This is a genomic window from Candidatus Paraluminiphilus aquimaris (genome assembly GCF_026230195.1).
GTDB classification, from domain to species: Bacteria; Pseudomonadota; Gammaproteobacteria; order Pseudomonadales; family Halieaceae; genus Luminiphilus; species Luminiphilus aquimaris.
This window is the reverse complement of the sequence record NZ_CP036501.1, coordinates 513,091-535,560: the sequence shown is the minus strand read 5'-3', so window position 1 is coordinate 535,560 and position 22,470 is coordinate 513,091. Positions and strand designations below refer to the sequence as shown.

Annotated in this window: 17 protein-coding genes and 1 other RNA gene; 9 read left to right on the top strand and 9 right to left on the bottom strand. The window is 52.5% G+C overall.

What is annotated here, in order from left to right:
* Positions 1-16 precede the first annotated feature (16 nt).
* From metK to E0F26_RS02315, 3 genes are all read right to left on the bottom strand, one after another.
* The gene (gene metK / locus E0F26_RS02325) at positions 17-1,189 is read right to left on the bottom strand and encodes a methionine adenosyltransferase (protein WP_279242436.1); all 1,173 of its coding nucleotides are present in this window, start codon (positions 1,187-1,189) and stop codon (positions 17-19) included.
* 77 nt (positions 1,190-1,266) lie between these two features.
* Entirely contained in the window at positions 1,267-1,935 is a 669-nt protein-coding gene (gene rpiA / locus E0F26_RS02320; RefSeq protein ID WP_279242435.1) for a ribose-5-phosphate isomerase RpiA, read from the bottom strand.
* A 22-nt stretch (positions 1,936-1,957) separates the two neighbouring features.
* Positions 1,958-3,403, bottom strand: coding sequence for an FAD-binding oxidoreductase (locus E0F26_RS02315; protein WP_420887692.1), 1,446 nt, complete (start codon positions 3,401-3,403; stop codon positions 1,958-1,960).
* 30 nt (positions 3,404-3,433) lie between these two features.
* On the opposite strand from E0F26_RS02315, the gene serA reads away from it, so the two are divergent.
* The gene (serA, locus tag E0F26_RS02310) at positions 3,434-4,663 is read left to right on the top strand and encodes a phosphoglycerate dehydrogenase (protein WP_279242434.1); all 1,230 of its coding nucleotides are present in this window, start codon (positions 3,434-3,436) and stop codon (positions 4,661-4,663) included.
* Positions 4,664-4,837: 174 nt separating this feature from the next.
* On the opposite strand, the gene E0F26_RS02305 is transcribed toward serA, so the two are convergent.
* Both E0F26_RS02305 and E0F26_RS02300 read right to left on the bottom strand, forming a co-directional pair.
* Positions 4,838-6,814, bottom strand: a complete 1,977-nt coding sequence (locus tag E0F26_RS02305) for an alpha/beta hydrolase family protein (RefSeq protein ID WP_279242433.1) — start codon at positions 6,812-6,814, stop codon at positions 4,838-4,840.
* A gap of 92 nt (positions 6,815-6,906) precedes the next feature.
* A complete protein-coding gene (locus E0F26_RS02300) occupies positions 6,907-10,212 on the bottom strand; it encodes a TonB-dependent receptor domain-containing protein (protein WP_279242432.1) in 3,306 nt (1,101 codons plus the stop codon).
* Between the two features lie 404 nt (positions 10,213-10,616).
* On the opposite strand from E0F26_RS02300, the gene tkt reads away from it, so the two are divergent.
* The 5 genes from tkt (at position 10,617) to ilvA (ending at position 17,658) form a co-directional block, all read left to right on the top strand.
* Positions 10,617-12,638 (top strand): transketolase, encoded by a 2,022-nt coding sequence (gene tkt / locus E0F26_RS02295; RefSeq protein ID WP_279242431.1) that lies wholly within the window; start codon positions 10,617-10,619, stop codon positions 12,636-12,638.
* On the top strand, positions 12,638-13,687 hold the full coding sequence (locus tag E0F26_RS02290) for a type I glyceraldehyde-3-phosphate dehydrogenase (RefSeq protein WP_279242430.1): 1,050 nt from the start codon (positions 12,638-12,640) through the stop codon (positions 13,685-13,687). The genes tkt and E0F26_RS02290 overlap by 1 nt, the downstream gene beginning before the upstream one ends.
* A gap of 27 nt (positions 13,688-13,714) precedes the next feature.
* Positions 13,715-14,869 (top strand): phosphoglycerate kinase, encoded by a 1,155-nt coding sequence (locus E0F26_RS02285; protein ID WP_279242429.1) that lies wholly within the window; start codon positions 13,715-13,717, stop codon positions 14,867-14,869.
* A gap of 38 nt (positions 14,870-14,907) precedes the next feature.
* Positions 14,908-15,957, top strand: coding sequence for a class II fructose-bisphosphate aldolase (gene fba, locus E0F26_RS02280; protein WP_279242428.1), 1,050 nt, complete (start codon positions 14,908-14,910; stop codon positions 15,955-15,957).
* A gap of 183 nt (positions 15,958-16,140) precedes the next feature.
* Positions 16,141-17,658: a threonine ammonia-lyase, biosynthetic gene (ilvA, locus tag E0F26_RS02275; RefSeq protein WP_279242427.1), complete on the top strand. Its 1,518-nt coding sequence runs from the start codon at positions 16,141-16,143 to the stop codon at positions 17,656-17,658.
* Between the two features lie 295 nt (positions 17,659-17,953).
* Here the strand turns inward: ilvA and E0F26_RS02270 are convergent, their stop codons facing one another.
* From E0F26_RS02270 to E0F26_RS02255, 4 genes are all read right to left on the bottom strand, one after another.
* Positions 17,954-18,514 carry a 5-formyltetrahydrofolate cyclo-ligase gene (locus E0F26_RS02270; RefSeq protein ID WP_279242426.1) on the bottom strand — a complete coding sequence of 187 codons (561 nt, stop codon included), beginning with the start codon at positions 18,512-18,514 and terminating at the stop codon, positions 17,954-17,956.
* A gap of 23 nt (positions 18,515-18,537) precedes the next feature.
* A non-coding RNA gene (gene ssrS, locus E0F26_RS02265) (6S RNA) lies at positions 18,538-18,718 on the bottom strand.
* Positions 18,719-18,748: 30 nt separating this feature from the next.
* The gene (locus E0F26_RS02260; RefSeq protein ID WP_279242425.1) at positions 18,749-19,057 is read right to left on the bottom strand and encodes a cell division protein ZapA; all 309 of its coding nucleotides are present in this window, start codon (positions 19,055-19,057) and stop codon (positions 18,749-18,751) included.
* Positions 19,057-19,332: a hypothetical protein gene (locus E0F26_RS02255; protein ID WP_279242424.1), complete on the bottom strand. Its 276-nt coding sequence runs from the start codon at positions 19,330-19,332 to the stop codon at positions 19,057-19,059. The genes E0F26_RS02260 and E0F26_RS02255 overlap by 1 nt, the downstream gene beginning before the upstream one ends.
* Positions 19,333-19,379: 47 nt before the next feature.
* On the opposite strand from E0F26_RS02255, the gene E0F26_RS02250 reads away from it, so the two are divergent.
* Genes E0F26_RS02250 through E0F26_RS02240 form a run of 3 tightly spaced genes read left to right on the top strand, consistent with a single transcriptional unit; the run spans position 19,380 to position 22,470 of the window.
* Complete coding sequence (locus E0F26_RS02250; protein ID WP_279242423.1) at positions 19,380-19,964, top strand: UPF0149 family protein; 585 nt, start codon at positions 19,380-19,382, stop codon at positions 19,962-19,964.
* Positions 19,961-21,277 (top strand): Xaa-Pro aminopeptidase, encoded by a 1,317-nt coding sequence (gene pepP, locus E0F26_RS02245; protein ID WP_279242422.1) that lies wholly within the window; start codon positions 19,961-19,963, stop codon positions 21,275-21,277. Before E0F26_RS02250 ends, pepP begins: the two co-directional genes overlap by 4 nt.
* Positions 21,277-22,470 carry an FAD-dependent monooxygenase gene (locus E0F26_RS02240; RefSeq protein ID WP_279242421.1) on the top strand — a complete coding sequence of 398 codons (1,194 nt, stop codon included), beginning with the start codon at positions 21,277-21,279 and terminating at the stop codon, positions 22,468-22,470. The genes pepP and E0F26_RS02240 overlap by 1 nt, the downstream gene beginning before the upstream one ends.

The window sequence follows — 22,470 nt, the reverse complement described above, 5'->3', positions numbered from 1 at the left end:
CTGGTGTTTAGTTAACTTAAAGTCCTGCCGCAGCGCGTAGCGCATCGGCTTTATCGGTTTTTTCCCACGTAAAGCTTTCTTGCTCGCGTCCAAAATGGCCGTAAGCCGCGGTGGGTTGGTAAATGGGCCGCTTGAGATTGAGCATATTGATAAGGCCTTTGGGGCGAAGATCAAAGTGCTCTCTTACCAGCTCAATAATACGAGTCTCTGAAACATTGGCGGTTCCAAAGGTATCGATTGAAATCGATGTCGGTTCCGCCACTCCGATGGCATACGAAACCTGAATCTCGCAGCGGCTCGCAAGCCCTGCTGCAACGATATTCTTCGCAACATACCGGCCAGCATAGGCAGCAGAACGATCCACCTTCGACGGATCTTTGCCTGAAAAGGCACCGCCACCGTGTCGGGCCATACCGCCGTAGGTATCAACAATGATTTTACGACCCGTAAGGCCACAATCGCCCATTGGGCCACCAATGATGAACTGTCCGGTTGGGTTTATGTGGTATTGCGTATCTGGGGTAAGCCAGTCAGCGGGCAAAACGGCCTCGATGATTTCTCGTTTGACGAATTCACGCAGTGTGTCTTGGTCAATGTCAGTGGAATGCTGGGTCGATAACACCACAGCATCGATGGCTAGTGGCTTGCCGTCTTCGTCATAGCGCAGTGAGATTTGGCTTTTCGCATCCGGGCCCAGAAAATCCGCTTGGCCTGATCGGCGAAGCTCAGCTTGCCGCTCTACGAGTCGATGCGAGTAAAAAATCGGCGCTGGCATCAACGTTGCCGTCTCATCTGCCGCGTAGCCAAACATAAGGCCCTGATCACCGGCACCCTGATTGGCCTCATCCGCTTCAAGCGTTCCCATGGCAATGTCGGGTGACTGCAAACCAATAGCATTGATAACAGCGCAGGTATTGCCGTCAAAGCAGACGTCAGAACTGTCATAACCGATATCACAAATCACCTTTCTGACGGTGCTTTCAATCTCGCCTGGTGTAATCGCGGCGGATGACGTGACTTCTCCGGCCAACACGGCCATCCCGGTTTTCACCAGTGTTTCTACCGCGACACGCGCATTGACATCTTTGGATAGGTAGAGATCTAAGATCGCATCAGAGACTTGATCAGCCACTTTGTCCGGATGGCCTTCTGATACGGATTCTGACGTAAAAAGTGTGTAAGAACTCACAGGACGCTCCCCCTATTTGTTATGGGGTAACTATATAAAGATATCCTTATGTGTCAATGTTGATTGTCGGTAAGCTGTCACAAAATGCGGACAACACCGCTCGGCGTGCTGATAAGTAAAACGTCAGCAGGTCTGTGAGCGAAGATGCCGTTACAGACAACGCCCGTCATATTATTTATTTCGCTTTCAAGCGCTTTGGGATTAGTTATTTCCAATGAGTGGACGTCGAGAATGATATTGCCGTTGTCTGTGATGACGCCCTCTCGCCAAACTGCATTACCACCGAGTTTATTGAGCTCGGCCTGAACAAGCGTTCGCGCCATGGGAATTACCTCGACCGGGAGCGGGAAAGTGCCTAATTGGGGAACCATTTTGCTGTTGTCGGCGATGCAAATGAACGCTTTAGCTTTCGCTGCCGCAATCTTTTCGCGTGTTAAAGCGGCACCGCCCCCTTTTATCAAAAACCCTTCTTCAGTTGCCTCATCGGCGCCATCGACATAGACGTCAACTCGGTCAACATTGTTGAGATCTTGTACGTCAAAACCCAGTTGCCGCAGCAACTCAGACGATCGCTCAGAACTGGATACGGTCGTTTGAATCCGGTCTCGCAGACGGGGTAATTCGGCAATGAAGCACTCTGCTGTGCTGCCTGTGCCAATACCAACAACCAGGTCACTGTCATCTGTACGCATTACGCTCTCGATCGCTTCGCGCGCCACCATCTGTTTCAGCGTCTTTGCGTCCATAGGATCTCCTTATTGTGTCATTCTAGTTAGCGAGAAAGATTTTCCCTGGGTTCATGATCTCGTCGGGATCAAAAATAGCCTTTATGGCTCGCATCGACGCTATTTCGCTTTCTGTACGGGTGTACTCGAGGAAGGGTGCTTTAAGTGTTCCAACACCATGCTCCGCGGAGATGCTTCCACCCAAACCCCTGATGGCTTCAAAAATATCAACTGAGACATCACCGCATCGGGCTTTGAAGTCGCTGATATCAAGATTTTCTGGTTTTAAAATATTGAGATGCAGATTGCCATCACCGATGTGTCCGTACCAGCAGACTTCCCAGTCTGGATAGTGATTGTGAACCACAGTATCCACTGCGGATAACAGCTGAGGCACTTTGGAAACTGTCGAAGAAATATCATTTTTGTAAGGGGTCCATCGCGTAATCGTCTCTGAGATATCCTCTCGGAGGCGCCACAGCGCGCGTGCTTGTGCAACGCTTTGGCTCATGACAGCGTCCAATACCCAGCCTGACTCCATACAGGCTTCGACGGCTTCAAAGACGGCAGCTTCGGTCTCTTCGCTGTCGCGCTCGAATTCGATTAGCGCGTAGAACGGTGTTTTGGTGTCAAAGGGTCTGGCGACACCCGCGTGCTCCACAACTTTTGATGCTGCAAGTTCAGAAAAGAATTCGTAGGCCAAAAGTGGTGTGGTTCCTTGGATGCGCTCGAGCACCAGCATGATGGCATCCATATCGCTAAGGCCCAGTACCAGTACGGTTGGGTCTTTAGGCGGCGAGCAGAGTCGTAAGGTCGCTTCGGTAATAAAGCCCAACACACCCTCAGAACCGATAAAGAGGTGCCGAAAATCAAGGCCTGTATTGTTCTTCATGAGGCCGCGATTGAGCTCTAGAATTTCGCCGGTACCGGTAACCACCGTGAGGCCGGCTACCCATTCCCGCGTCATGCCATAGCGAATGACATTGATGCCACCTGCGTTAGTGGCAATGTTGCCGCCAATCTGACTCGAGCCACTTGACGCGAAATCGACGGGATAAAAGAGGTCTGCTTCTCGGGCGGCCGCTTGAATAGCCTGTGTGATTGCACCTGCACCGACAGCGATGGTGCGATCCGTCTTGTTGACGGCCTCAATGGTGTTCAGTTTATCGAGAGAGACCACGACCTCACCGTTCGCCGCAACAGCACCACCGCTTAATCCCGTCCGACCACCGGAGGGCACCAGCGCAAATTTATGGGTGCGTGCGCATTTGACGATATCTGCCACCTCGTTTGTCGACCGAGGAAAAACAATTGCGAGCGGGGCGGGCTGTGTAAAGCGTGTCCAGTCTTGACCGTAGCTTTCGAGGACTGAAGCCTCAGTTGAGACTTGATCCTTAGACAGCAGGGTCTCAAGGGAGTGAATAACGTCTATTGACGAGCGTTGCACATTGAACTCCAAAGCGGTGATGCCCGTAATGTTATCATCCACGCCCCGCGCACTCACCTTCAGAAGTAGGTTATGAAACAGCAGTCACTCCAAAAATCGAAGATTAAGTTCCTTTTATTAGAGGGTGTTCACCAAAGCGCCATCGATGCGCTTGCGAAGGCCGGCTACACAAACGTTGTGACCTACCCGAAGGCCCTTCCCTCCGATGATTTGAAGAAAGAAATAAAGGACGCTCATTTTGTAGGCATTCGGTCTCGTACCCAACTGTCTGCCGAGATATTTGAAGCGGCTGATCGCTTAGTGGCAATTGGTTGTTTCTGCATCGGGACAAATCAGGTCGATTTGGAAGCCGCTGCGAAGCGAGGGATTCCGGTTTTTAACGCGCCTTTTTCAAACACGCGCAGTGTCGCTGAGCTGGTTATGGCTGAGATCATTTTGTTACTTCGAGGCGTACCACAGCGAAGCGCGGCGGCGCATCGAGGCGAGTGGCAAAAAAGCGCAACAGGTGCGTTTGAGTGCCGCGGAAAGACACTCGGAATTATTGGTTATGGCAACATCGGTATGCAGCTAGGGGTCATTGCCGAGAGCCTGGGTATGAAGGTTGTTTATTTTGATGTCGAGTCCAAGCTCCCGCTGGGGAATGCTCAGCCCAAGGCGACACTGTCTGCATTACTGAAAGAGGCGCACGTGGTGAGTTTGCATGTGCCTCAGCACGCGAGTACTGAGCTACTCATTGGGCAACGCGAGATCGCCGCGATGCGTTCGGGGTCCATTTTAATTAATGCGTCACGGGGTAATGTTGTAGACCTTGATGCTTTGGCCGAGGCACTGAACGGTAACCATATTGGTGGCGCGGCAATCGATGTATTTCCTGTTGAGCCTCGTTCAAATAATGATGAATTTATTTCACCGCTCAGAGGTCTCGATCAGTGCATTTTAACCCCTCATATTGGCGGCTCTACCCAGGAGGCCCAGGAGAATATTGGTGTTGAAGTGGCTGAGAAGCTCACGCGCTACAGTGATAACGGTACGACAACATCCGCCGTGAATTTTCCGGAAGTGGCCCTGCCGGAGCACGAGGGTAAGCACCGATTACTTCATGTGCATCAAAATATTCCAGGCATTATGAGCGCTATTAACCAAGTCTTCAGCGAGAGTGCTGTCAACGTGAGTGGTCAGTATTTACAGACCATGGGCGATACGGGCTATGTCGTGATTGATATTGAGAGCGACTACTCAAAAACGCTAATTAGTCAGCTGTCTGGAATCGAAGGCACACTGCGCACACGGGTGTTGTTCTAACTGAGACTGAACGCCCACGTTTTTTGCGCTTTCGATTGTCGAGTGCAGGCTTTAGGGAGCATCGATAAGAGAAGTGTAGACAATAAAAAGCCCTCAGGTAGAGGGCTTTGAAGTTCGGTTCTATAAGAGCGAGCAGGCCATTTCTAACTATTACCTGAGAGCTTTTTTTTGGGTTTAACGGTTAGCGAGAGATGTACCCGCAGACATAGACCCGCAATCGTTTTTAAAGAAGTCGAGCATTTTCTCGTAAAGCGCAATTTTGTGGTTATAAAACAACGTATTTGAGAAGTGATCAGCGCCCTCTAGGATCAGCTTTTGGTAATCAATACCTGCGCGGTCAAGCTCAGCCACGTACTTGTCAAAGTGCTCAGGTGGTACCCGTTGGTCATTACTTCCATGCACAACCAGCATGGGCACGTTGATTTTCGGCACTTCTTTCATGGGTGATATGGCACCGTCCCACGTCGTTAACTGCTCGAGTTTCTGCGCACCTTCCATACGATACCGGTAGTAGTCCAGTTGCATGTCGGGGTCTGTTACCGCGGCGCCGGCAATAACACATTGGTAAATCTGGTCTTCACGCGAGGCGGCAATGAGCGCCGCATACCCACCATAGGACCAGCCAAACATTGCCATACGATTAGGATCCACGAGTCCTTGCTTCACAAGGTAAAGCGCCCCATCGTCCTTATCGTCTTGCATCGCACGGCCCGCCTCAGAGCCCTTGATGAACGCAGACTTATAGAAGTCCAAACCGTACTTTTGTGAGCCGCGATATTGAGGCTGTAGCACCATGTATCCGTTGTTGGCCAGCAATTGCGACCACTCGTCAAATCGATCAACGGTCTCTGATACATAGGGCCCACCGTGGGGCATGACGACCAGTGGGAAAGGCCCTTCCCCATTAGGGACCGTCACGTAACCGTTGATCTCCACGCCATCTCGCGCTTTGTAAGTCACGTACTCCACTTTCGCAAGTTGGTCATGCTCTAGATAAGGCTTAGCGCCACTGATTTTCGAAACGCGTCCATTGCGGATGAGGTAATACGTGCCGGGATCCTGAGGGCCTGAATTACTGACAACGAGCGTATTGCCGTCCCGTGAGCGCCCGGATATTCGTACTTGATCTGCGTTTGGTATAAGCGTTTCAAGCTGCCGGTGAAGCGCGGCCTCCTGCCCGTCGAAAAATTCACGGTGGCATTTGTCCTTACACCAAGAGATACCCGCCACTTCATCGGGATTCGATAGCCGGTTACTGTGGGCGAACGGAAAGGCAACATCTACGTCATTGCGACGATAAACCACTTCAGAAAACGCTTTAGTGTCCGCGTTGAAAGACCAAAGGCCTAGCGTGTCATACCCATTATGGGCCAAGACTAAAAAATGATTTTCCGCGACAGGGTCCGGGACTATTGGTATGAATCGCTCGAAACTATCGTCTGAAAGGCGATACATCTCTCGCCACTCTGTGGTGCCTTTCGGGCGCCAGTAGAATGTTTGATCTCGTGTTCTGAAATCAAAACCCGAAGCATGGGTGGCTACGCCATCACTATTAAATGACACTCTACCCATCGAAAGTTTACCGCGCATGAGCATCTTGCGACGATTCGTTTTTAGGTCGTATTCCCAGTAGGAACGTGGTCTAAATCTCGTTGTGTTGGTGCCGGCTCGGTCAGATACATCCTCCGAACTAGAAATAATTATTTTGTTTTTCTTTTGCGGTAGTACTTCTTCAACACTGAAAAAGTCTTGGCGAATCCGCCCCAACGGATTTTTCTTTGAGCTGTCGTATTTGACGTTTTGATATTCGTATACACCTTGATTAAAGCCTTCAATAATGTCGCGCACTTGCTGGCGCGTACTGAATAAGAATACGTCATCATCGATCCAACTCACGCCGGGCATAATTTCCGACGGGCTTGAATCAATGCGAACCGGTTTTTTAGAGAGGTCGTCGGAATCGTAGAGCTCGATGATGGGGTCGCCACCACGCTCGAGAATTCGCGTAAGCGCGAATTTAGAGCCGTCAGGTGACAATGAGACACCCGTGACGGCGGAACGTCGCGCCCAATAATCTAATGGGTAAGGCTCTGCGGTTACCTCGGTAACAAGCAGGCACAAGAGTAAGGCGATGCCTCCAGCGCGGTACATAGAACGTCTCCTTTTTCTGATAGGAGACATGCTAGCCGATTTGACAAAAAAAAAGCGCACCTAAGTGCGCTTTTGTCACAATTAACCTGGTTTTAGAAGCCGAGATCGAAATTGTACGATGCGTTCAGGAAGAACGTACGCCCAAAGACGTCGTAGCCGTAGCCAATTGGATTCGACTTAACACCGGTTACTTCACTGGGGTCAGCCAGTGGTGGTGCTTTGTCTTCAAGGTTTCTTACGCCCATACCGAGTGTCCAGCTGTCCGCACGGTAGAACATGGAAACGTTGTGGACCATGTAGCTTCCAGTTTCACCGTAGTCACGGCAAAGCTCATCATCGGGTGGTCCCAAGCAAGTGTCTGAAGCCGTAAACGCGTCAGAGAACGCATCAATGGCATCGACATCCTGAGAAACCGCGCCCAGGTAGCGTGTTTGCCAGTTGAATGTCCAGCGATCCCAGCTCAAACGAACTTGACCCAGTGCACGCCACTCAGAGAGACCCCACTCACCCGAGTAGTCCTCAAAATCAATGGAACCGTCAGCATTTGTGTAGGTCAGTGAACGCTCGAGGTTACGGTTTGCTGTCAAGTTAACCGACAGGTCGACCGGTACACCTAGATCGATTACATCACGGTATGTGAGGTTGTAGTCGATACCACGCGCGCGCTCTAAGTCACGGTTAATAAAGCCGAGGTCCATCAGCTGAATACGAGGGTCGGTAGGGTCTGAGAGGTCACGCTGAATGCGCTCACAGAAGACCGAAGCACCCGTTCCCGCTTCGTCAAAGAGACAGTCGGAGATAATGAAGCTAGTAGAAGGCTCAATAACAGTGTTTTCTACCTTCACAGAGTAGTAAGTCATACCCAGCGAGAGGTCGAACTTGTTACTGAAGTCTTGCTCGTAGGCGAAACCATATGTGTAAGACTCAGATTCCTCTGGATCCAGCGTCAGGCTTCCGCCCGTCTGAACTTCAGTGCTGAAGGTGTTAAAGCCACCGTTATTTGCCAGAGTGGGATCAACGCCTGTTGCACGGCAGTTAGCCAAGAGCTCCGGATCACGTTGATCTCGCTCAGGAATGTAGGCACCTTCGCCGGCGCCGTCACCAATTCCGCCAATAGCAGATTCAGGCACGTAGCAAGGGTCGCTCACATTGGTAAAGCCTGTTGAACCCAAGAGGAATAGTTCGCGGTTGTTAGGTGCACGGAAGGCCGTTCCCCAAGTTGCGCGAAGCAAGAAGGGCTCGGTTGGACGATAGCCTAGTTTTACGGATGCCGTCTCGTTCTCGCCATAGTAGTCGTGGTCAGTCAAACGCCCTGATACGTTAAGTGTCAGCTCTTTGAGCAGAGGCATGTCAGCGCGCAGCGGGAGTTCAATTTCACCGAACACCTCGTTGAGGGAGACATCACCAAAGGCGCCTTTATCTGAGAAGAAGCCCCAGAAAAGACCGTCGCGAGCAACTGCATCGGGGTTGGATTGAATATCGTCGTTGCGATATTCGTAACCAATAGCCATCTTGGCCATTTCACCGCCAGGCATTTCGAAGATGTCACCATCTAGAACCAAGCTCACCAGCGTTTGCTCATAAACCGTGTTGAAATCACGAGAGTCAAACAGGTAGTCACGCTCAGCCTGTGTTGCAAAGTCACCTGTAACGGTGCCTACGGGGTAAAGCGATGGCGCGTACATATTGACTGGAACACAGCCTGCAGTGTCTGACGCTAGGGTTGCGCCCAGGTCGTTTTCACACGGTGTGCTGGTTGATGAGTAATAGCCCAAAGCGAGCTCCAAGCGGTCTTCACGAACACCATATCGTGCGGAATCACCTTCAGAGCGGTTGTAAGCAATTGAGAAATCACCACGCCAGTTGCTCAATGAACCCATGTCAAGGAAAGGAAGATCCATTGAAGCACCCACTACGAGGCGCATCTGTTCCATCTCCACATCAACCAAGTTTCGGTCGCCTCTAACAGAGACAATCGGCAACGTTGGTACCGCGCCATAGCCGCCGGTCAACAGACCGAAGGTTGCGGGCGAGCAGAAAGGAGCCGGAACGCCGAAGCAGTTCGCTGCGTCTAAGTAGTAGTTTGCGAAGTTCTGCACGATGTTTGGGTTAGTCAGGTAAGCATCGTATGCTAAACCGCAATCCACGCCATTTTCAGCGTTTGGGTTACAAAGGTTATAGGGGTTCAGCGCAGGTACTTCTGGGAAGAGCTGGCCTTCTCCACTGTTCTGGTTTACCTCATAGGTGTTGTACATCGCTTCGAAATAAGGGGTGATGTTCATATCCCCATCGAGCGTTGTCTCACCGTAGGCCAGAATGTTCATTGACTCGGACTTGGGAAGTAGGTCCGATGCCAAATCACTTGGGGCACCATTGAGGTTGTAGTTCAGGAAGTTGATATCACCAATGCCGTCACCGTCACCGTCTGCGGCTAAACCCGTGTAGGGATCGCCTGACTCAGTGAAGTTACCCCAGCCACCGTTAGAGGCTCCGGGAGTGTAGTAAATTGAGCCAAAGGGTGTTCCTGGAACGAATGTTCGTGCTGCAAGTGACAGTGACGAGCACTGACCTACATCAGGGTATCCGAGGTTGGCATAGTACTGGTCTTGGCGACGAATCTCGCCGCTTTCAGTTACTTCTACGTTTCCTGTGCACTGGTTGGTCCAGGGCCGATCGGACATCAAGACACGGTCTTGTTCCGCGTACTCGATACCAATACCGAATACGCTTTTATCGGTATTGAAGCCCCACGCTGCGGCGATTGTGCTGCTGTCGCCGCCGTTTCGGTCTGGCGTGTCTGTGAACACCTGGACCTCAAGGCCATCGAAATCTTTACGGGTAATGATGTTACTTGCACCTGCAATCGCATCAGATCCGTAGATCGAAGAACCTGCGTCAAGCAAGTTTTCATAGCGAGCAACCATCAGCTGGGGAACCAGCGAGATGTTGGGAGCAGAGGGCGCGCCTTCCACACCACTTGGCGCAAGACGGCGGCCGTTCATAAGAACTAACGTTCGGTTTGCACCGAGGCCACGAAGGCTGATGGTGGTCGAACCTGGACCGTTGTCCAAAACGAAGCCGTTAAAGGTCAGATCAATTTGCTGACCACCAGCACTCGTAGAGTTCTGAAGAATATCCGTTGCGTCGATCAGACCGACCTCACGCTGGAATTCTGCGTCGATAATTTGCAGTGGCGAAACGCTCGAATACGTAGAGCTTCTCAGACGTGAACCCGTTACTACGACTTCTTCCACTGATCCTGTGTCGGCTGTGGCGGACTCTTCCGCAACAGCTTCTATTGTTGACGACTCTAGTTGCTCTTCTTGGGCTAGCGCAGCAGACGCTGAAAACAAAGTCCCCAGAAGAGTCGCGGCCGCTAATGGCTTTAATCTGAACATCTCAGTTCGACTCCTTTTTTTATGGAGAGCGGAGGCGATAGTCCCCACTCTGGTTTTCCAACATCGCTTTTAACAAAACTCAACGCAAAATGAAACAAATAAGGCACTTTGTTCGTCGCATTTGCGACTTTGGTACCCACCATCCCGTTAGCGGGGTACTGCTATTTAAGTGCATGGGCTGGCAGGTCGTGCTTGGTGGTAGCTGCGCAGTCAAAACAAGCAGTCCCAAAAAGCAATCTTAGAAAACAGCCCATTAGGCCTCGGCTAGAACGCCACGGGTTAATCCAATGACGTCGCGAGCTACTACAAAGTAGGTAATACAAAATGCATTACAACACACGAATTTATGATCAATCCGTGCGATGATTGCGCCCCAACTGTCACGCCTTAAAGAGGACTTCGTTTTGCAACAAGACTCCGCCACACCCGTAACGCAACAGCAAGCCGCTAACGCCATCCGCGCCCTGTCGATGGATGCGGTTCAAAAGGCGAATTCCGGTCACCCCGGAGCACCCATGGGCATGGCCGATATCGCCGAAGTTTTGTGGACGAAGTACCTAAAGCACAATCCTAAAAATCCAAATTGGGCAGACCGGGACCGCTTTGTGCTCTCCAATGGTCACGGCTCTATGCTGATTTATTCGCTGTTGCATTTAACGGGCTACGATCTGTCCATTGACGACATCAAGGATTTTCGACAGCTTCACAGTAAAACGCCTGGTCACCCCGAGTACGGTTATACGCCCGGTGTAGAGACAACCACAGGCCCCCTCGGACAGGGCTTGGCGAATGCTGTGGGCATGGCAGTGGCTGAGAAGCTCATGGCTGCGAGATTTAATAAAGGTGATCACACTCTCGTTGATCACAGAACATGGTGCTTCGTCGGCGATGGCTGTCTTATGGAAGGCGTTAGCCATGAGGCCTGCTCGCTCGCGGGAACGTTGGGTCTAGGCAAGCTGACAGTCATTTATGATGACAACGGTATTTCGATTGACGGAGAGATTGAAGGCTGGTTCACCGATGACACACCTGCGCGCTTCGCAGCCTACGGCTGGCATGTTATCCCCAATGTGGATGGCCATAGCTCAGAGGCGGTAGAGCAGGCTATCGACGCAGCCATTGCGGAGACCTCTCGTCCAACCATTATTTGTTGTAAGACCACGATTGGTAAGGGAAGTCCTAATAAGCAGGGCACCGAGTCATGTCATGGAGCGCCGCTGGGTGAAGGGGAGATTGGCTTGACCCGCGAAGCACTTGCCTGGCCGCATGAGCCGTTTGTGATCCCGGAGGATGTTTACGCGCATTGGGATGCTCGCGACACAGGTGTGAGCGCAGAAGCTACGTGGACTGCGGTCTTAGAAGAATATCGTGGAGAACATCCAGAGTTGGCTGGTGAATTCGAGCGCCGCATGAAGGGTGAGCTGCCAGCAGAATTTATGCGAGGCGTAGACGATTTTATTGCCCAATGTGTGGCCAATGAGTCCGATGTTGCGTCTCGAAAAGCCTCTCAGCAGGCGATTGCAGCACTTGCACCGACACTCCCTGAGTTGTTGGGAGGCAGTGCTGACTTGGCGGGCTCCAACCTCACGCTATGGCCTGAGGCTCAGGGCGCGGATGCATCGGACGCTGAAGGCAATTATATCTATTACGGTGTGCGCGAGTTCGCTATGGCAGCGATGATGAACGGGATTTCACTTCACGGTGGCTTTATTCCGTTCGGTGGCACATTCCTCATCTTCATGGAATATGCGCGTAATGCCGTGCGAATGGCATCACTGATGCGTCAGCGTGCTATTTATGTGTTCACACATGACTCGGTTGGCCTGGGAGAGGACGGCCCCACTCACCAACCCGTGGAGCAGTTGGCGTCTATGCGTTCAACACCTAACCTCGATACGTGGCGCCCCTGCGATGCTGTGGAGTCAGCCATCGCTTGGAAGCAGGCCATTATTCGCGAGGATGGTCCTTCGGCACTCGTTTTCTCGCGGCAGACATTACCGCACCAGGTGGGTGCCGCAGAACGCGTGTCTGATGTAGGGCGAGGCGGATATATCCTTCGTGAAGAGCAGGGCGAGCTTGAAGCTATTGTGATTGCGACCGGTTCCGAAGTTGCTCTCGCGATCGAGGCTGCAGAGAAGCTGTCGGCCGCTGGGCGCGGGGTTCGTGTTGTCTCCATGCCTTGTGCGGATGTTTTTGAGCGTCAAGATGCCGTTTATCGAGAGTCTGTTTTACCAAGCCATATTCTGGCGCGTGTAGCCGTTGAGGCCTCGCACATGGACTGGTGGTACAAATATGTAGGACTCGATGGTCGCGTTGTCGGTATGAGCTCATTCGGTGAGTCAGCTCCGGGCCCGCAGTTAATGAAGGAGTTTGGATTCACGGTTGAGAACGTCGTCGATGCGATTGAGGACGTAATCCTCAGCTAATGACGCGCGTTGGGATTAATGGACTCGGAAGAATCGGGCGTCTGTTAGCGCGCCGTATTTCTGAACGCCTGGACACCCGAGAAGTCCTAACGATCGCGGCAGCGAATGAGCTTGCCGATCCTCAAACTGTTGCGCACCTTCTCAAATATGACTCAACGCATGGGCGCTTTGGTTTAAAGGTGGATGTAGATCACGGTGCCATCAAAATTGATGGTCGCGCCATACCGCTCATGAATTACTCATCTTCAGAGCACGATTTCTGGCGTGCTCAGGATGTTGATCTTGTTATTGACTGCACGGGAGGGGAGCTTGATAGAGTGGCGGCTTCTCAGCACCTTGGCGGTTCGGTTAAGCGGGTGCTCCTTTCACAGCCGGGAAGCTCAGACGTCGATGCCACCATTATATGGGGGCTTAATCAGCATGTTTTAAGGCCGAGTATGACCGTTGTGTCGGCCGGATCGTGTACGAGCAATGCGCTGATGCCGATTCTTTCCATTATGGATGATGCGCTGGGGATTAACGCGGGCATTGTTACGACGATCCACTCAGCGATGAACGACCAGCCGGTGATCGATGCTTACCATCACACGGACTTAAGAAAAACGCGCGCCGCCTTCAATTCAGTGATTCCAGTCGAAACAGGGCTGGCTCAAGGCGTAGAGCGTTTTTTGCCGCACCTTGGTGAAAAAATACAGGCGCGTGCGCTACGCGTGCCGACACTCAATGTTTCCTCGCTGGACGTTGTGCTGGCGGTTGATACGGCCACAAGTGCCGCTGACGTCAATCGGATAATAAAGGAAGCGAGTCAGTCGTTTTCAGGCGTCTTATCTGTGAATGAAGAGCCGCTGGCCTCTTGTGATTTCCTCGGCATGGATGCTTCTTGTGTTGTAGACACGACTCAGACACAGGTCAGTGGGGGGCAGCTCATCAAATTAATGCTCTGGTTCGATAATGAGTGGGCATTTGCAAATCGAATGGTAGATATCGCCATCGCTATGTCGAAATTTAGCGATGATCAGGCATCTATTAAGCAAACTAGTGCGAATTGACGTCTACAAACAGTTTTGGAGTTTTTTATGCGGACCATGAATCAGCTATCGCTCTCTAATAAGCGAGTTTTGATCCGAGAGGATCTTAATGTGCCGATTAGAGATGGTCGTGTGGCGAATGATGCGCGGTTGCGTGCGGCTGTGCCATCAATCCAAGCGGCTGTTAATGCGCAAGCGCGGGTCATACTGATGTCGCATTTGGGTCGACCCAGCGAGGGTGAGTTTGATCCACAGTATTCGATGGCCCCAGTTGCTGAGGCACTGTCAGCGTTGATGGGCATGCCTGTCGCTTTCAAGTCAGATTGGCCGTCTGACGCGCCGCAACCTGGCGAGGTGTGGCTACTCGAAAACGTCCGTTTTAACGAGGGCGAAAAGGTGAATGCCGATGCGCTGGCACGTCAATATGCGGCGCTGTGTGATGTGTTCGTTATGGATGCGTTCGGTACGGCGCATCGTGCGCAAGCGTCTACACACGGTGTGGCTAAATTTGCACCTCAGTCCTGTGCTGGGCCACTACTCGCTGGCGAACTGGACGCTTTGTCGAGAGCATTGAGCGCCCCGGCGACTCCCATGGTGGCTGTTGTTGGAGGGTCAAAGGTGTCAACAAAATTGGCCGTGCTGGAGCAGCTCTCTCAGACCTGCAATCAGCTCGTTGTGGGCGGTGGCATCGCCAATACCTTTCTGGCGGCGGCCGGTTACCCAGTGGGTAAGTCGCTGTGTGAGGTAGAGCTTATTCCCACGGCGAAGGCGCTAATGAGCAAGACTCAGATTCCCCTGCCAATCGACGTTGTTGTGGCCAAAGCGTTTTCCGAGTCTGCTGAGGCGACTGTGAAGCTTGCCGCTGATGTGGCTGATGACGACATGATTTTAGATGTGGGGCCGCTGTCGCAGGCCCGCATGGCGGAGGTGCTGTTGGCCGCGGGCACGATTTTGTGGAACGGCCCTGTTGGTGTCTTCGAGTTTGATGCGTTTTCAGGCGGTACGCGAGCCCTGTCCAATGCTGTGGCACAGAGCAAGGCATTCTCTGTGGCTGGCGGCGGTGACACACTGGCGGCGATAGATCAATTTGAGATCGCAGATCAGGTGTCTTACATATCTACCGGTGGCGGCGCTTTTTTAGAGTTTGTTGAGGGGAAGACTTTGCCGGCTGTTGAAATACTTGAAGACCAAACAGACAGTTAATTCCGTATTTAAGGATATGACCCTAGGAGGAGGCAGTTATGGCTCTTATTAGCATGCGGCAGTTACTTGATTACGCGGCGGAGCATCAGTTTGGTATCCCGGCGTTCAATGTGAATAACTTGGAGCAAACTCGCGCCATCATGGAGGCCGCAGACCGGTGTGATTCACCGGTGATCATGCAGGCCAGTGCGGGGGCAAGAAAATATGCGGGGGCGCCTTTTTTAAGGGCTCTGATGGATGCCGCTGCGACAGAGTTTCCCCATATACCGATCGTTGTCCACCAAGATCACGGCACCTCGGCTGCCGTGTGTCAGCAGTCAATTCAATTGGGGTTTACGTCGGTCATGATGGACGGCTCTTTGGGAACCGACGGGAAAACCCCGATGGATTACGACTACAACGCCGGCGTGACCCGTCAAGTTGTCGAAATGTCCCATGCGTGTGGTGTCTCCGTCGAGGGAGAACTGGGCTGTTTAGGCTCTCTTGAAACCGGCGAGGCTGGAGAGGAAGACGGTGTTGGTGCGGCAGGAAAACTTACCCACGATCAGATGCTGACAGACCCTGACGAAGCGAAACAGTTCGTCGCCGACACGCAGGTCGACGCGCTTGCGATTGCCTGCGGTACCAGTCACGGCGCCTACAAGTTTACGCGGCCGCCAACGGGGGACATCTTAGCGATTGACCGAATCAAGGCAATTCACGCGAACATACCCAACACGCACCTGGTTATGCATGGGTCTTCTGCGGTGCCACAGGAGTGGTTGAGTGTCATTAATGAGTTTGGTGGCTCTATCCCTGAGACTTACGGTGTACCTGTTGAGCAAGTTGTCGAGGGCATTAAGCACGGTGTAAGGAAAGTCAATATTGATACTGATTTGCGATTGGCATCAACAGGCGCTATCCGTCGCTTTTTGGCCGAAAACCCTGCTGAATTTGATCCACGCAAGTACTTTAAAGAGAGCCTCGTGGCAATGCGTGATATTTGTAGTGCTCGGTTTGAGGCATTCGGTTGTGCGGGTCATGCATCGAATATAACGCCGCTTTCACTCTCACAAATGCAGGCGCGTTACAGCGAGGGAACGCTCTGATTATTGCTTTTGGGCCCTGCGTATTCGGCAGGGCGGTATCAAGCGGTGAGTTCAAGTGTTCGGCGACCTCAAGCCGGCACAGGTAGACGGTTTTAAAGGCCGCTTTGGCGCACAGCGCTCGACAAATAGCGGCGAAGGCTTGCGCAATCACGTAGACTCACGGTTTTTTGTTTGCGCAGAACCATGACAGATCCTTACATCGACAAAATTCTGAGCGCTGACGTTTACGAGGTCGCGCAGGAGACGCCGCTCACTCAGGCGCCGTCACTGTCCGAGCGGGTGCAGTGTGACGTTTATTTTAAACGTGAAGATCTTCAGCCTATTTTTAGCTTTAAGTGCCGCGGTGCGTACAACAAGATGGCATCGCTGTCAGATGAGCAGCGCGCGAGGGGTGTCGTTGCAGCATCTGCAGGCAATCACGCGCAAGGTGTGGCCTTAGCGGCTCAAAAGCTAGGTGTTGACGCAACCATTGTGATGCCGGTCACAACCCCATCTATTAAGGTCGATGCAGTCCGTCGAAGAGGGGCCAATGTTGTCCTGCAGGGGGATGCTTTTGATCAGGCCTCGGAATACGCGAATACCCTTGTGGAGAAGCGCGGCGCTACTTACCTTCACCCTTTCGATGACCCTTGTGTAATCGCGGGTCAAGGAACAGTGGGTGTTGAGGTCGCGCGACAAGCGGTGGCGCCCGCCGACTATGTTTTCATCCCCTGCGGTGGTGGTGGCTTGCTGTCGGGTATGGCGGTATACCTCAAGCACGTTTGGCCAGACGTCAAAGTCATAGGCGTTGAGCCCGCAGACGCGGCCTGTGCGCTTGCAGCACGAAAGAACGGTAGTCGGGTGACCCTTGATGAGGTGGGCCTCTTCGCCGATGGTTGCGCGGTTGCGCGTGTTGGTGAAGAAACTCACCGTGTCATTAGCCAGTATGTGGATGAGATTATTACGGCTACGACCGATGAGATGTGCGCTGCGGTCAAAGATATTTTCGATGATACACGCGCCATTGCAGAGCCGGCCGGCGCGCTTGCCATAGCAGGCATGAAGTCCTACCTGAGTGAAAATAAGCTGCAAGGCAAATCCGTGATCGCTGTTTTGAGCGGCGCTAATACGAATTTCGATAGGCTGCGATATATCTCTGAGCGGACAGACCTCGGTGAGCGGCGCGAGGCTATTTTGAGCGTCAAGATTCCCGAAATGCCCGGTGCGTTTCGCGCGTTTTGTGGCGCGATAGGTAAGCGCAATATCACAGAGTTCAACTATCGGGGTACAGACAATAGTTCTGCCAATGTATTTGTTGGATTAACGGTAACGCCTTCGAGTAATGATGTTGCGGAGTTGACTCAAAAGTTGTCCCAGAGCGGTTACCAAGCCCTTGATTTGACGGACAATGAAATGGCCAAACTCCATGTAAGGTACATGATCGGTGGCTCGCAGCCCGGCTCTGGATCAGACGAACGCGTTTTCCGCGTCGAGTTTCCTGAACGTCCCGGTGCATTGATGAAGTTCCTCGATGCCTTGGGTGACGGTTTTAATATTTCGATGTTCCATTACCGTAATCATGGAGCCGCTTATGGACGGATCCTGGTGGGTTTTACCGGAAGTGCCGCCTACTCGGCCGCGCTGCTCGAAACGCTCGATAGGGTCGGCTTTCGTTATTGGGAGGAGTCGGACAACCCCGCGTATCGCGCCTACCTTCAATAGCGCACTTGAAATGTGACAAATTACCATTATGATCATCAGCTGATGGGGACTGGGCCCTGTTACTCAGAACAAAAACGAAACAAGAACCAACGTTCGAAAAGATGGGGAAACCGTGGGGAAGCGAAAACCGGGCTTGTTTAGCGCCCTGACTTTGGGTCTAGCGCTACTCATTGCTGCGAGTGCCATAACGGCACAAAGTAATACATCAATGGTCGAGGGCCGTGCCGCCCAAGCATCGTCCCAATAAGTCAGAGCGCAAGCGCACTGACCCAGTGGGAACCCGTCACATCGGTCGTTAGAAGTACGCGATGCCGTCTTCGCTGATGAAACCGTCAAGTCTGACATCGTGGGGCTCGGTTTCAATTTTTGTAACCCGTTGCACTGAGTAGCCAACTCCCAGCTTGAAGCCCCTCTGATGCACCAGAGCGCGATCGTAAAAACCACCGCCAAAGCCGAGACGATTTCCACGGAGATCACAGGCAGCTAAAGGCACTAAAAATAAGTCGATATCGCTCAGCTTCACCTGCGGCTCGGTCTCCAGCGGTTGCTCGATCTTGCCAAAGCCCCGCTCTAAAATACTGTCACACGTGACGTCATGAAAGCGCATCTGGGCGTCGGGCAATGTTCTTGGGGCTACAAATCTATATGGGCGATCAAAGGCCGTCTTTAAAAGGCGAGTAAGCGAGAGTTCATTTTTAAGAGGAAGATAGATCGCGACTATTTCTGATTCCTGAAAAACGGGCATCTCTAGCAGGTGTGCCACCGCCATTTCGCTCTTTTGCGCCTGCTCCGCTTGTGTAAGAGCCGCGCGACGCTCAAGCGCTGCTCGGCGCAGGTTATCCTTCACTGATGACATAGCGTGAGCCGATTAGGAATTAGGTGTGACCCAGAGTACCGCCGACGGTGTCGCCCTTGAACCGTAGCGGTTCAAGGTGGTGATCCCCATTCGGCATCAGGCGTCCCGGTCGCGCCGGGCTTGCACAACAGCCAGAAGTGGAAATCTCCGGGTGGTGCATTATCGGCTCGAGGACTGACGGTCTAGCAAATACACCAGGTCACAGGTAAGTATAGCCGATGCGAGATGACGGAATTAAGAAATTTCGAATTGTCTCAACTGAAAAAGCGCTTCATCAATTCGGCTAGTGATGGTTTTTAGCTGTTCTTCCAAGGGGTCTTCGGGTTGCCCGCCAGACTTCATTACGAGCACCTGATGACTCAGATTCAGTGCTGCCATGATGGCCACGCGCTCCAGACCAATGACTTTACCCGTAGAGCGGATAGCGCGCATTTGGTCGTCAAGATCGTTGGCGGCTTGTTTGAGTTCGGCCTCTTGCTCCGGCTCACAGGCAACTTGGTAGCTTTTGTCGAGGATATCGATGCTAACGGTATGCTGGCGCATTACGAATTATTCTCTAAAGTCTTTAATCGGTTAATCGACTGATCAATTAAATCGCCCGCTTGCCTGTGCCGCTCGAGAAGATCTCGCTTGTCATGTTGCAGGTCGGACAGTCGTTTTTTTAGCGCCTGATTCTCTAGCTTGAGCTCTGTGCTCAAATCAATAAGGTTGTCGACCTTAGTTTCGAGCGATTTTACAAGCTTCTCTGACACTTCGATTGCACCCTCTGCGCTATTGGGCTTCACTATAGGTAAGCGACCCAAACGGGTCAATCTCATGCAAAATGTCGCCCTCACATTGAGGGTCTCTCGAGAGTAAAAATATCATGCTGGATTTATTGGGTGCGTTTGAGGAAATGCCGGAGTGGGATGAAGTTGCAGACCTGCTTTTCAATGCGGGATTGACGCTTAACCCCTCTGAATTGCACGGTGTGCTCGTCGGATTGATGGGGGCGGGCTTTAGTCCCGACGATAAACATCATTTAGAGCAAACGCTGGTTTCGGTGGAGAAGGCGGCCGGCGTGCAGTTGCAGGGTGAATTGGTCGAGATGGTCTCAAGGCTCAATCTGGCGACGTTGTCGGCTATCGTGGATACCGATTACGCGTTTCGCATGGTGATGCCCGATGACGATGACCCAATAGAACAGCGGTTGCGATCATTTTCTAATTGGGTCACTGGATTTATCTCTGGTTTTACCGAGGGCATGACCGCAAGAAAGGCGATAGGGGCTACGATTCAGCCCGAGGTGGCAGAGGTATTGAAAGACTTTGCGGCGATAGCACAGGTCGATACCGACCAAGCGGAGTCTGAAGACGCAGAGCGTCAGCTTGAGGAGTTGGTAGACTACGCGCGACTCGCCGCGATCAGTCTTGTGCAAGACGCCATGAATTCAAAGGAGTTAGAAGCGTGAAGATTAGTAAGTCTGAGTTTGCAGCACGGCGAAAGCGACTGATGTCTGAAATGGCGCCTAATAGTGTGGCCATTATCCCTGCAGCGCGAGAAGTCACCCGCAGCAGAGATACGGAATATCCGTTTCGTCAGAACAGCGATTTCTTTTATCTAACGGGCTTTCAAGAACCCGATGGCATTTTGGTTCTTATACCCGGCCGTCGGCAGGGCCAGGTAATCATGTTCTGTCGAGACAGGGACCCCGAGCGCGAGCTGTGGGACGGCTATCGTCAGGGCCCAGAGGGCGTAGTGAAAAACCTCGGCATGAATGACGCCTTCCCGATTAGCGACGTTGATGACATCGTCCCGGGTTTGATCGAGGGGCGCTCCACAATCTACTTCTCAATGGGGCATGATGATGCGTTCGATCGACAAGTACTGGGTTGGGTCAACAGTATCCGAGCCAAGGTCCGAACCGGTGCAAAGCCGCCTGGTGATATCTCAGATCTGTCTTTCCTACTCCACGAGCATAGGCTGATTAAGTCAGACGCAGAAATACGCGTGATGCAGCGTGCGGCAGACATTAGTTCCGAAGCCCATAGCCGCGCAATGCGCGAATCCACCCCCGGACGTTACGAGTACCACCTAGAGTCGGCTATTCAACATACCTTCGCAGAACATGGGGCGCGGTTTCCGGCTTATAACTCAATTGTTGGAAGCGGGAAGAACGCTTGCTGCCTTCATTACACGGAAAATAATTGCAAAATGTCCGCGGGTGATCTGGTTCTGATAGACGCTGGCTGTGAGTACGAGGGCTATGCGGCTGATATCACGCGTACTTTTCCGGTAGGCGGGCGTTTTACCAAAGAGCAGCGAGCAATTTATGACGTCGTTTTAAAGTCGCAACTCGCGGCCATAGCGGCAACCAAGCCCGGAAAAAAATGGAATCATCCTCACGACGTGACAGTCAAAGTCATCACAGAGGGGCTTGTAGAGCTGGGGTTATTGTCGGGCGATGTTGATGCGCTAATAAAGGATGGCGCTTATACGGATTTCTACATGCACAGAGCCGGGCACTGGCTAGGTCTAGATGTGCATGATGTGGGTGAGTATCGGATTGACGGGAAATGGCGGCCCCTTGAGCCAGGCATGGTGCTAACCATCGAGCCGGGCATCTACGTCGCTGCCGATAATATGAACGTCGATGAGAAGTGGCGCGGTATTGGTGTCCGTATTGAGGACGACGTTGTTGTCACTGAAAAAGGATGCCATGTCCTTACTTCTGGCGTACCGAAAGACGCGGATGAAATCGAAATGCTGATGGCCGCTGCTTAATGACGGATAAAGCACACGTAGTGATCGTTGGAGGGGGTCTTGCGGGTCTGCTCCTCGGTTGCGTTGTTGCGACAACCTGCAGGGATCGATTGTCAGTAACGCTTATCGAGCGCGCTTTGCCGGAGGCGCCAGAGGAATCGCTTGATACCCGTGCGACCGCTATAAGCCGAGGATCTAAAGCACTACTTGATCATTGGATGCTTTGGGAGGCTGTATCGAATGAGGCCAAGCCAATAGAGGATATCCATGTCTCGCGTGCTGCCCGCTTCGGCAGCGCAATGCTGCGAGACGCTCAGGATGCAAGGGAGCCCATGGGCTGGGTTGTTGAAAATGTGTTGTTACAACAGGTGTTGGTGGCTCGGTGTGAGGCAGAAGGGGTAGCGCTCCTTGAGGGCCGGGAGGTGGTCGATTTTTGTGCCACACAAGAAAATCCCAAACTGACCCTCAACAATGAGGAGGTCATCGACGCCGATCTCGTGGTTATTGCCGATGGTGCTCAGTCGGCTTTGCGTGAATCGATCGGAATTGGGGCGATACGCCACTCGCCATCGCAGTTCGCGATTGCGGTCAATTGTGAGACTGACGGTGCTGATTGTGGTGTCGCTTATGAGCGCTTCACGTCTGAGGGGCCTCTGGCCTTACTCCCTATTCCCAACGGGTCTTCATCGCGCGCGCGCTACAACGTCATTTGGTGTGCGCACAAAGTGAAGCAAGCGGCTTTACTGAAGCTGAGTGACGACGATTTTATTGGCGCATTGCAGGCGGAATTTGGCTGGAGAGCAGGAAAGATTTTGCGCGTTGGCCGGCGAACAGGGTGGCCACTTGGAAAAATTGCGGCGCGTGAGCTCGTTCGGGCCCGCTGTGTTCTATTTGGTAACGCTGCACACACGCTTCACCCGGTTGCCGGACAGGGCTTTAATCTATCGCTTCGAGATGTGGAGCGGCTGGCAACGGTCATTGCCACTGAAGCTGGGCAGGACGCGCCGTTCTCGTCAGTTGAGCGCCTTAGTGTTTTTACCGACATGAGTCGGAAAGATCACGAGCAAACTATGGGCGCCACTTCACAGCTGGCTGAGATGCTCGATTCACCCTCGCCTTTTGTGGATGGTCTAGCGAGCCTTGCGTTGTCGACCTTGGATTTGACTGGGCCTATCAAACGTAACGTCGCAGAATTTGGAATGGGTAGGCGCTAA

What these genes read in the sequence shown, in the direction of transcription:
- rpiA (WP_279242435.1), bottom strand. Translation starts at nt 1,935, where the DNA reads ATGGACGCAAAGACGCTGAAACAGATGGTGGCGCGCGAAGCGATCGAG.
- serA (WP_279242434.1), top strand. Translation starts at nt 3,434, where the DNA reads ATGAAACAGCAGTCACTCCAAAAATCGAAGATTAAGTTCCTTTTATTA.
- E0F26_RS02305 (WP_279242433.1), bottom strand. Translation starts at nt 6,814, where the DNA reads ATGTACCGCGCTGGAGGCATCGCCTTACTCTTGTGCCTGCTTGTTACC.
- E0F26_RS02300 (WP_279242432.1), bottom strand. Translation starts at nt 10,212, where the DNA reads ATGTTCAGATTAAAGCCATTAGCGGCCGCGACTCTTCTGGGGACTTTG.
- E0F26_RS02290 (WP_279242430.1), top strand. Translation starts at nt 12,638, where the DNA reads ATGACGCGCGTTGGGATTAATGGACTCGGAAGAATCGGGCGTCTGTTA.
- E0F26_RS02285 (WP_279242429.1), top strand. Translation starts at nt 13,715, where the DNA reads ATGCGGACCATGAATCAGCTATCGCTCTCTAATAAGCGAGTTTTGATC.
- fba (WP_279242428.1), top strand. Translation starts at nt 14,908, where the DNA reads ATGGCTCTTATTAGCATGCGGCAGTTACTTGATTACGCGGCGGAGCAT.
- ilvA (WP_279242427.1), top strand. Translation starts at nt 16,141, where the DNA reads ATGACAGATCCTTACATCGACAAAATTCTGAGCGCTGACGTTTACGAG.
- E0F26_RS02270 (WP_279242426.1), bottom strand. Translation starts at nt 18,514, where the DNA reads ATGTCATCAGTGAAGGATAACCTGCGCCGAGCAGCGCTTGAGCGTCGC.
- E0F26_RS02260 (WP_279242425.1), bottom strand. Translation starts at nt 19,057, where the DNA reads ATGCGCCAGCATACCGTTAGCATCGATATCCTCGACAAAAGCTACCAA.
- E0F26_RS02255 (WP_279242424.1), bottom strand. Translation starts at nt 19,332, where the DNA reads ATGAGATTGACCCGTTTGGGTCGCTTACCTATAGTGAAGCCCAATAGC.
- E0F26_RS02250 (WP_279242423.1), top strand. Translation starts at nt 19,380, where the DNA reads ATGCTGGATTTATTGGGTGCGTTTGAGGAAATGCCGGAGTGGGATGAA.
- E0F26_RS02240 (WP_279242421.1), top strand. Translation starts at nt 21,277, where the DNA reads ATGACGGATAAAGCACACGTAGTGATCGTTGGAGGGGGTCTTGCGGGT.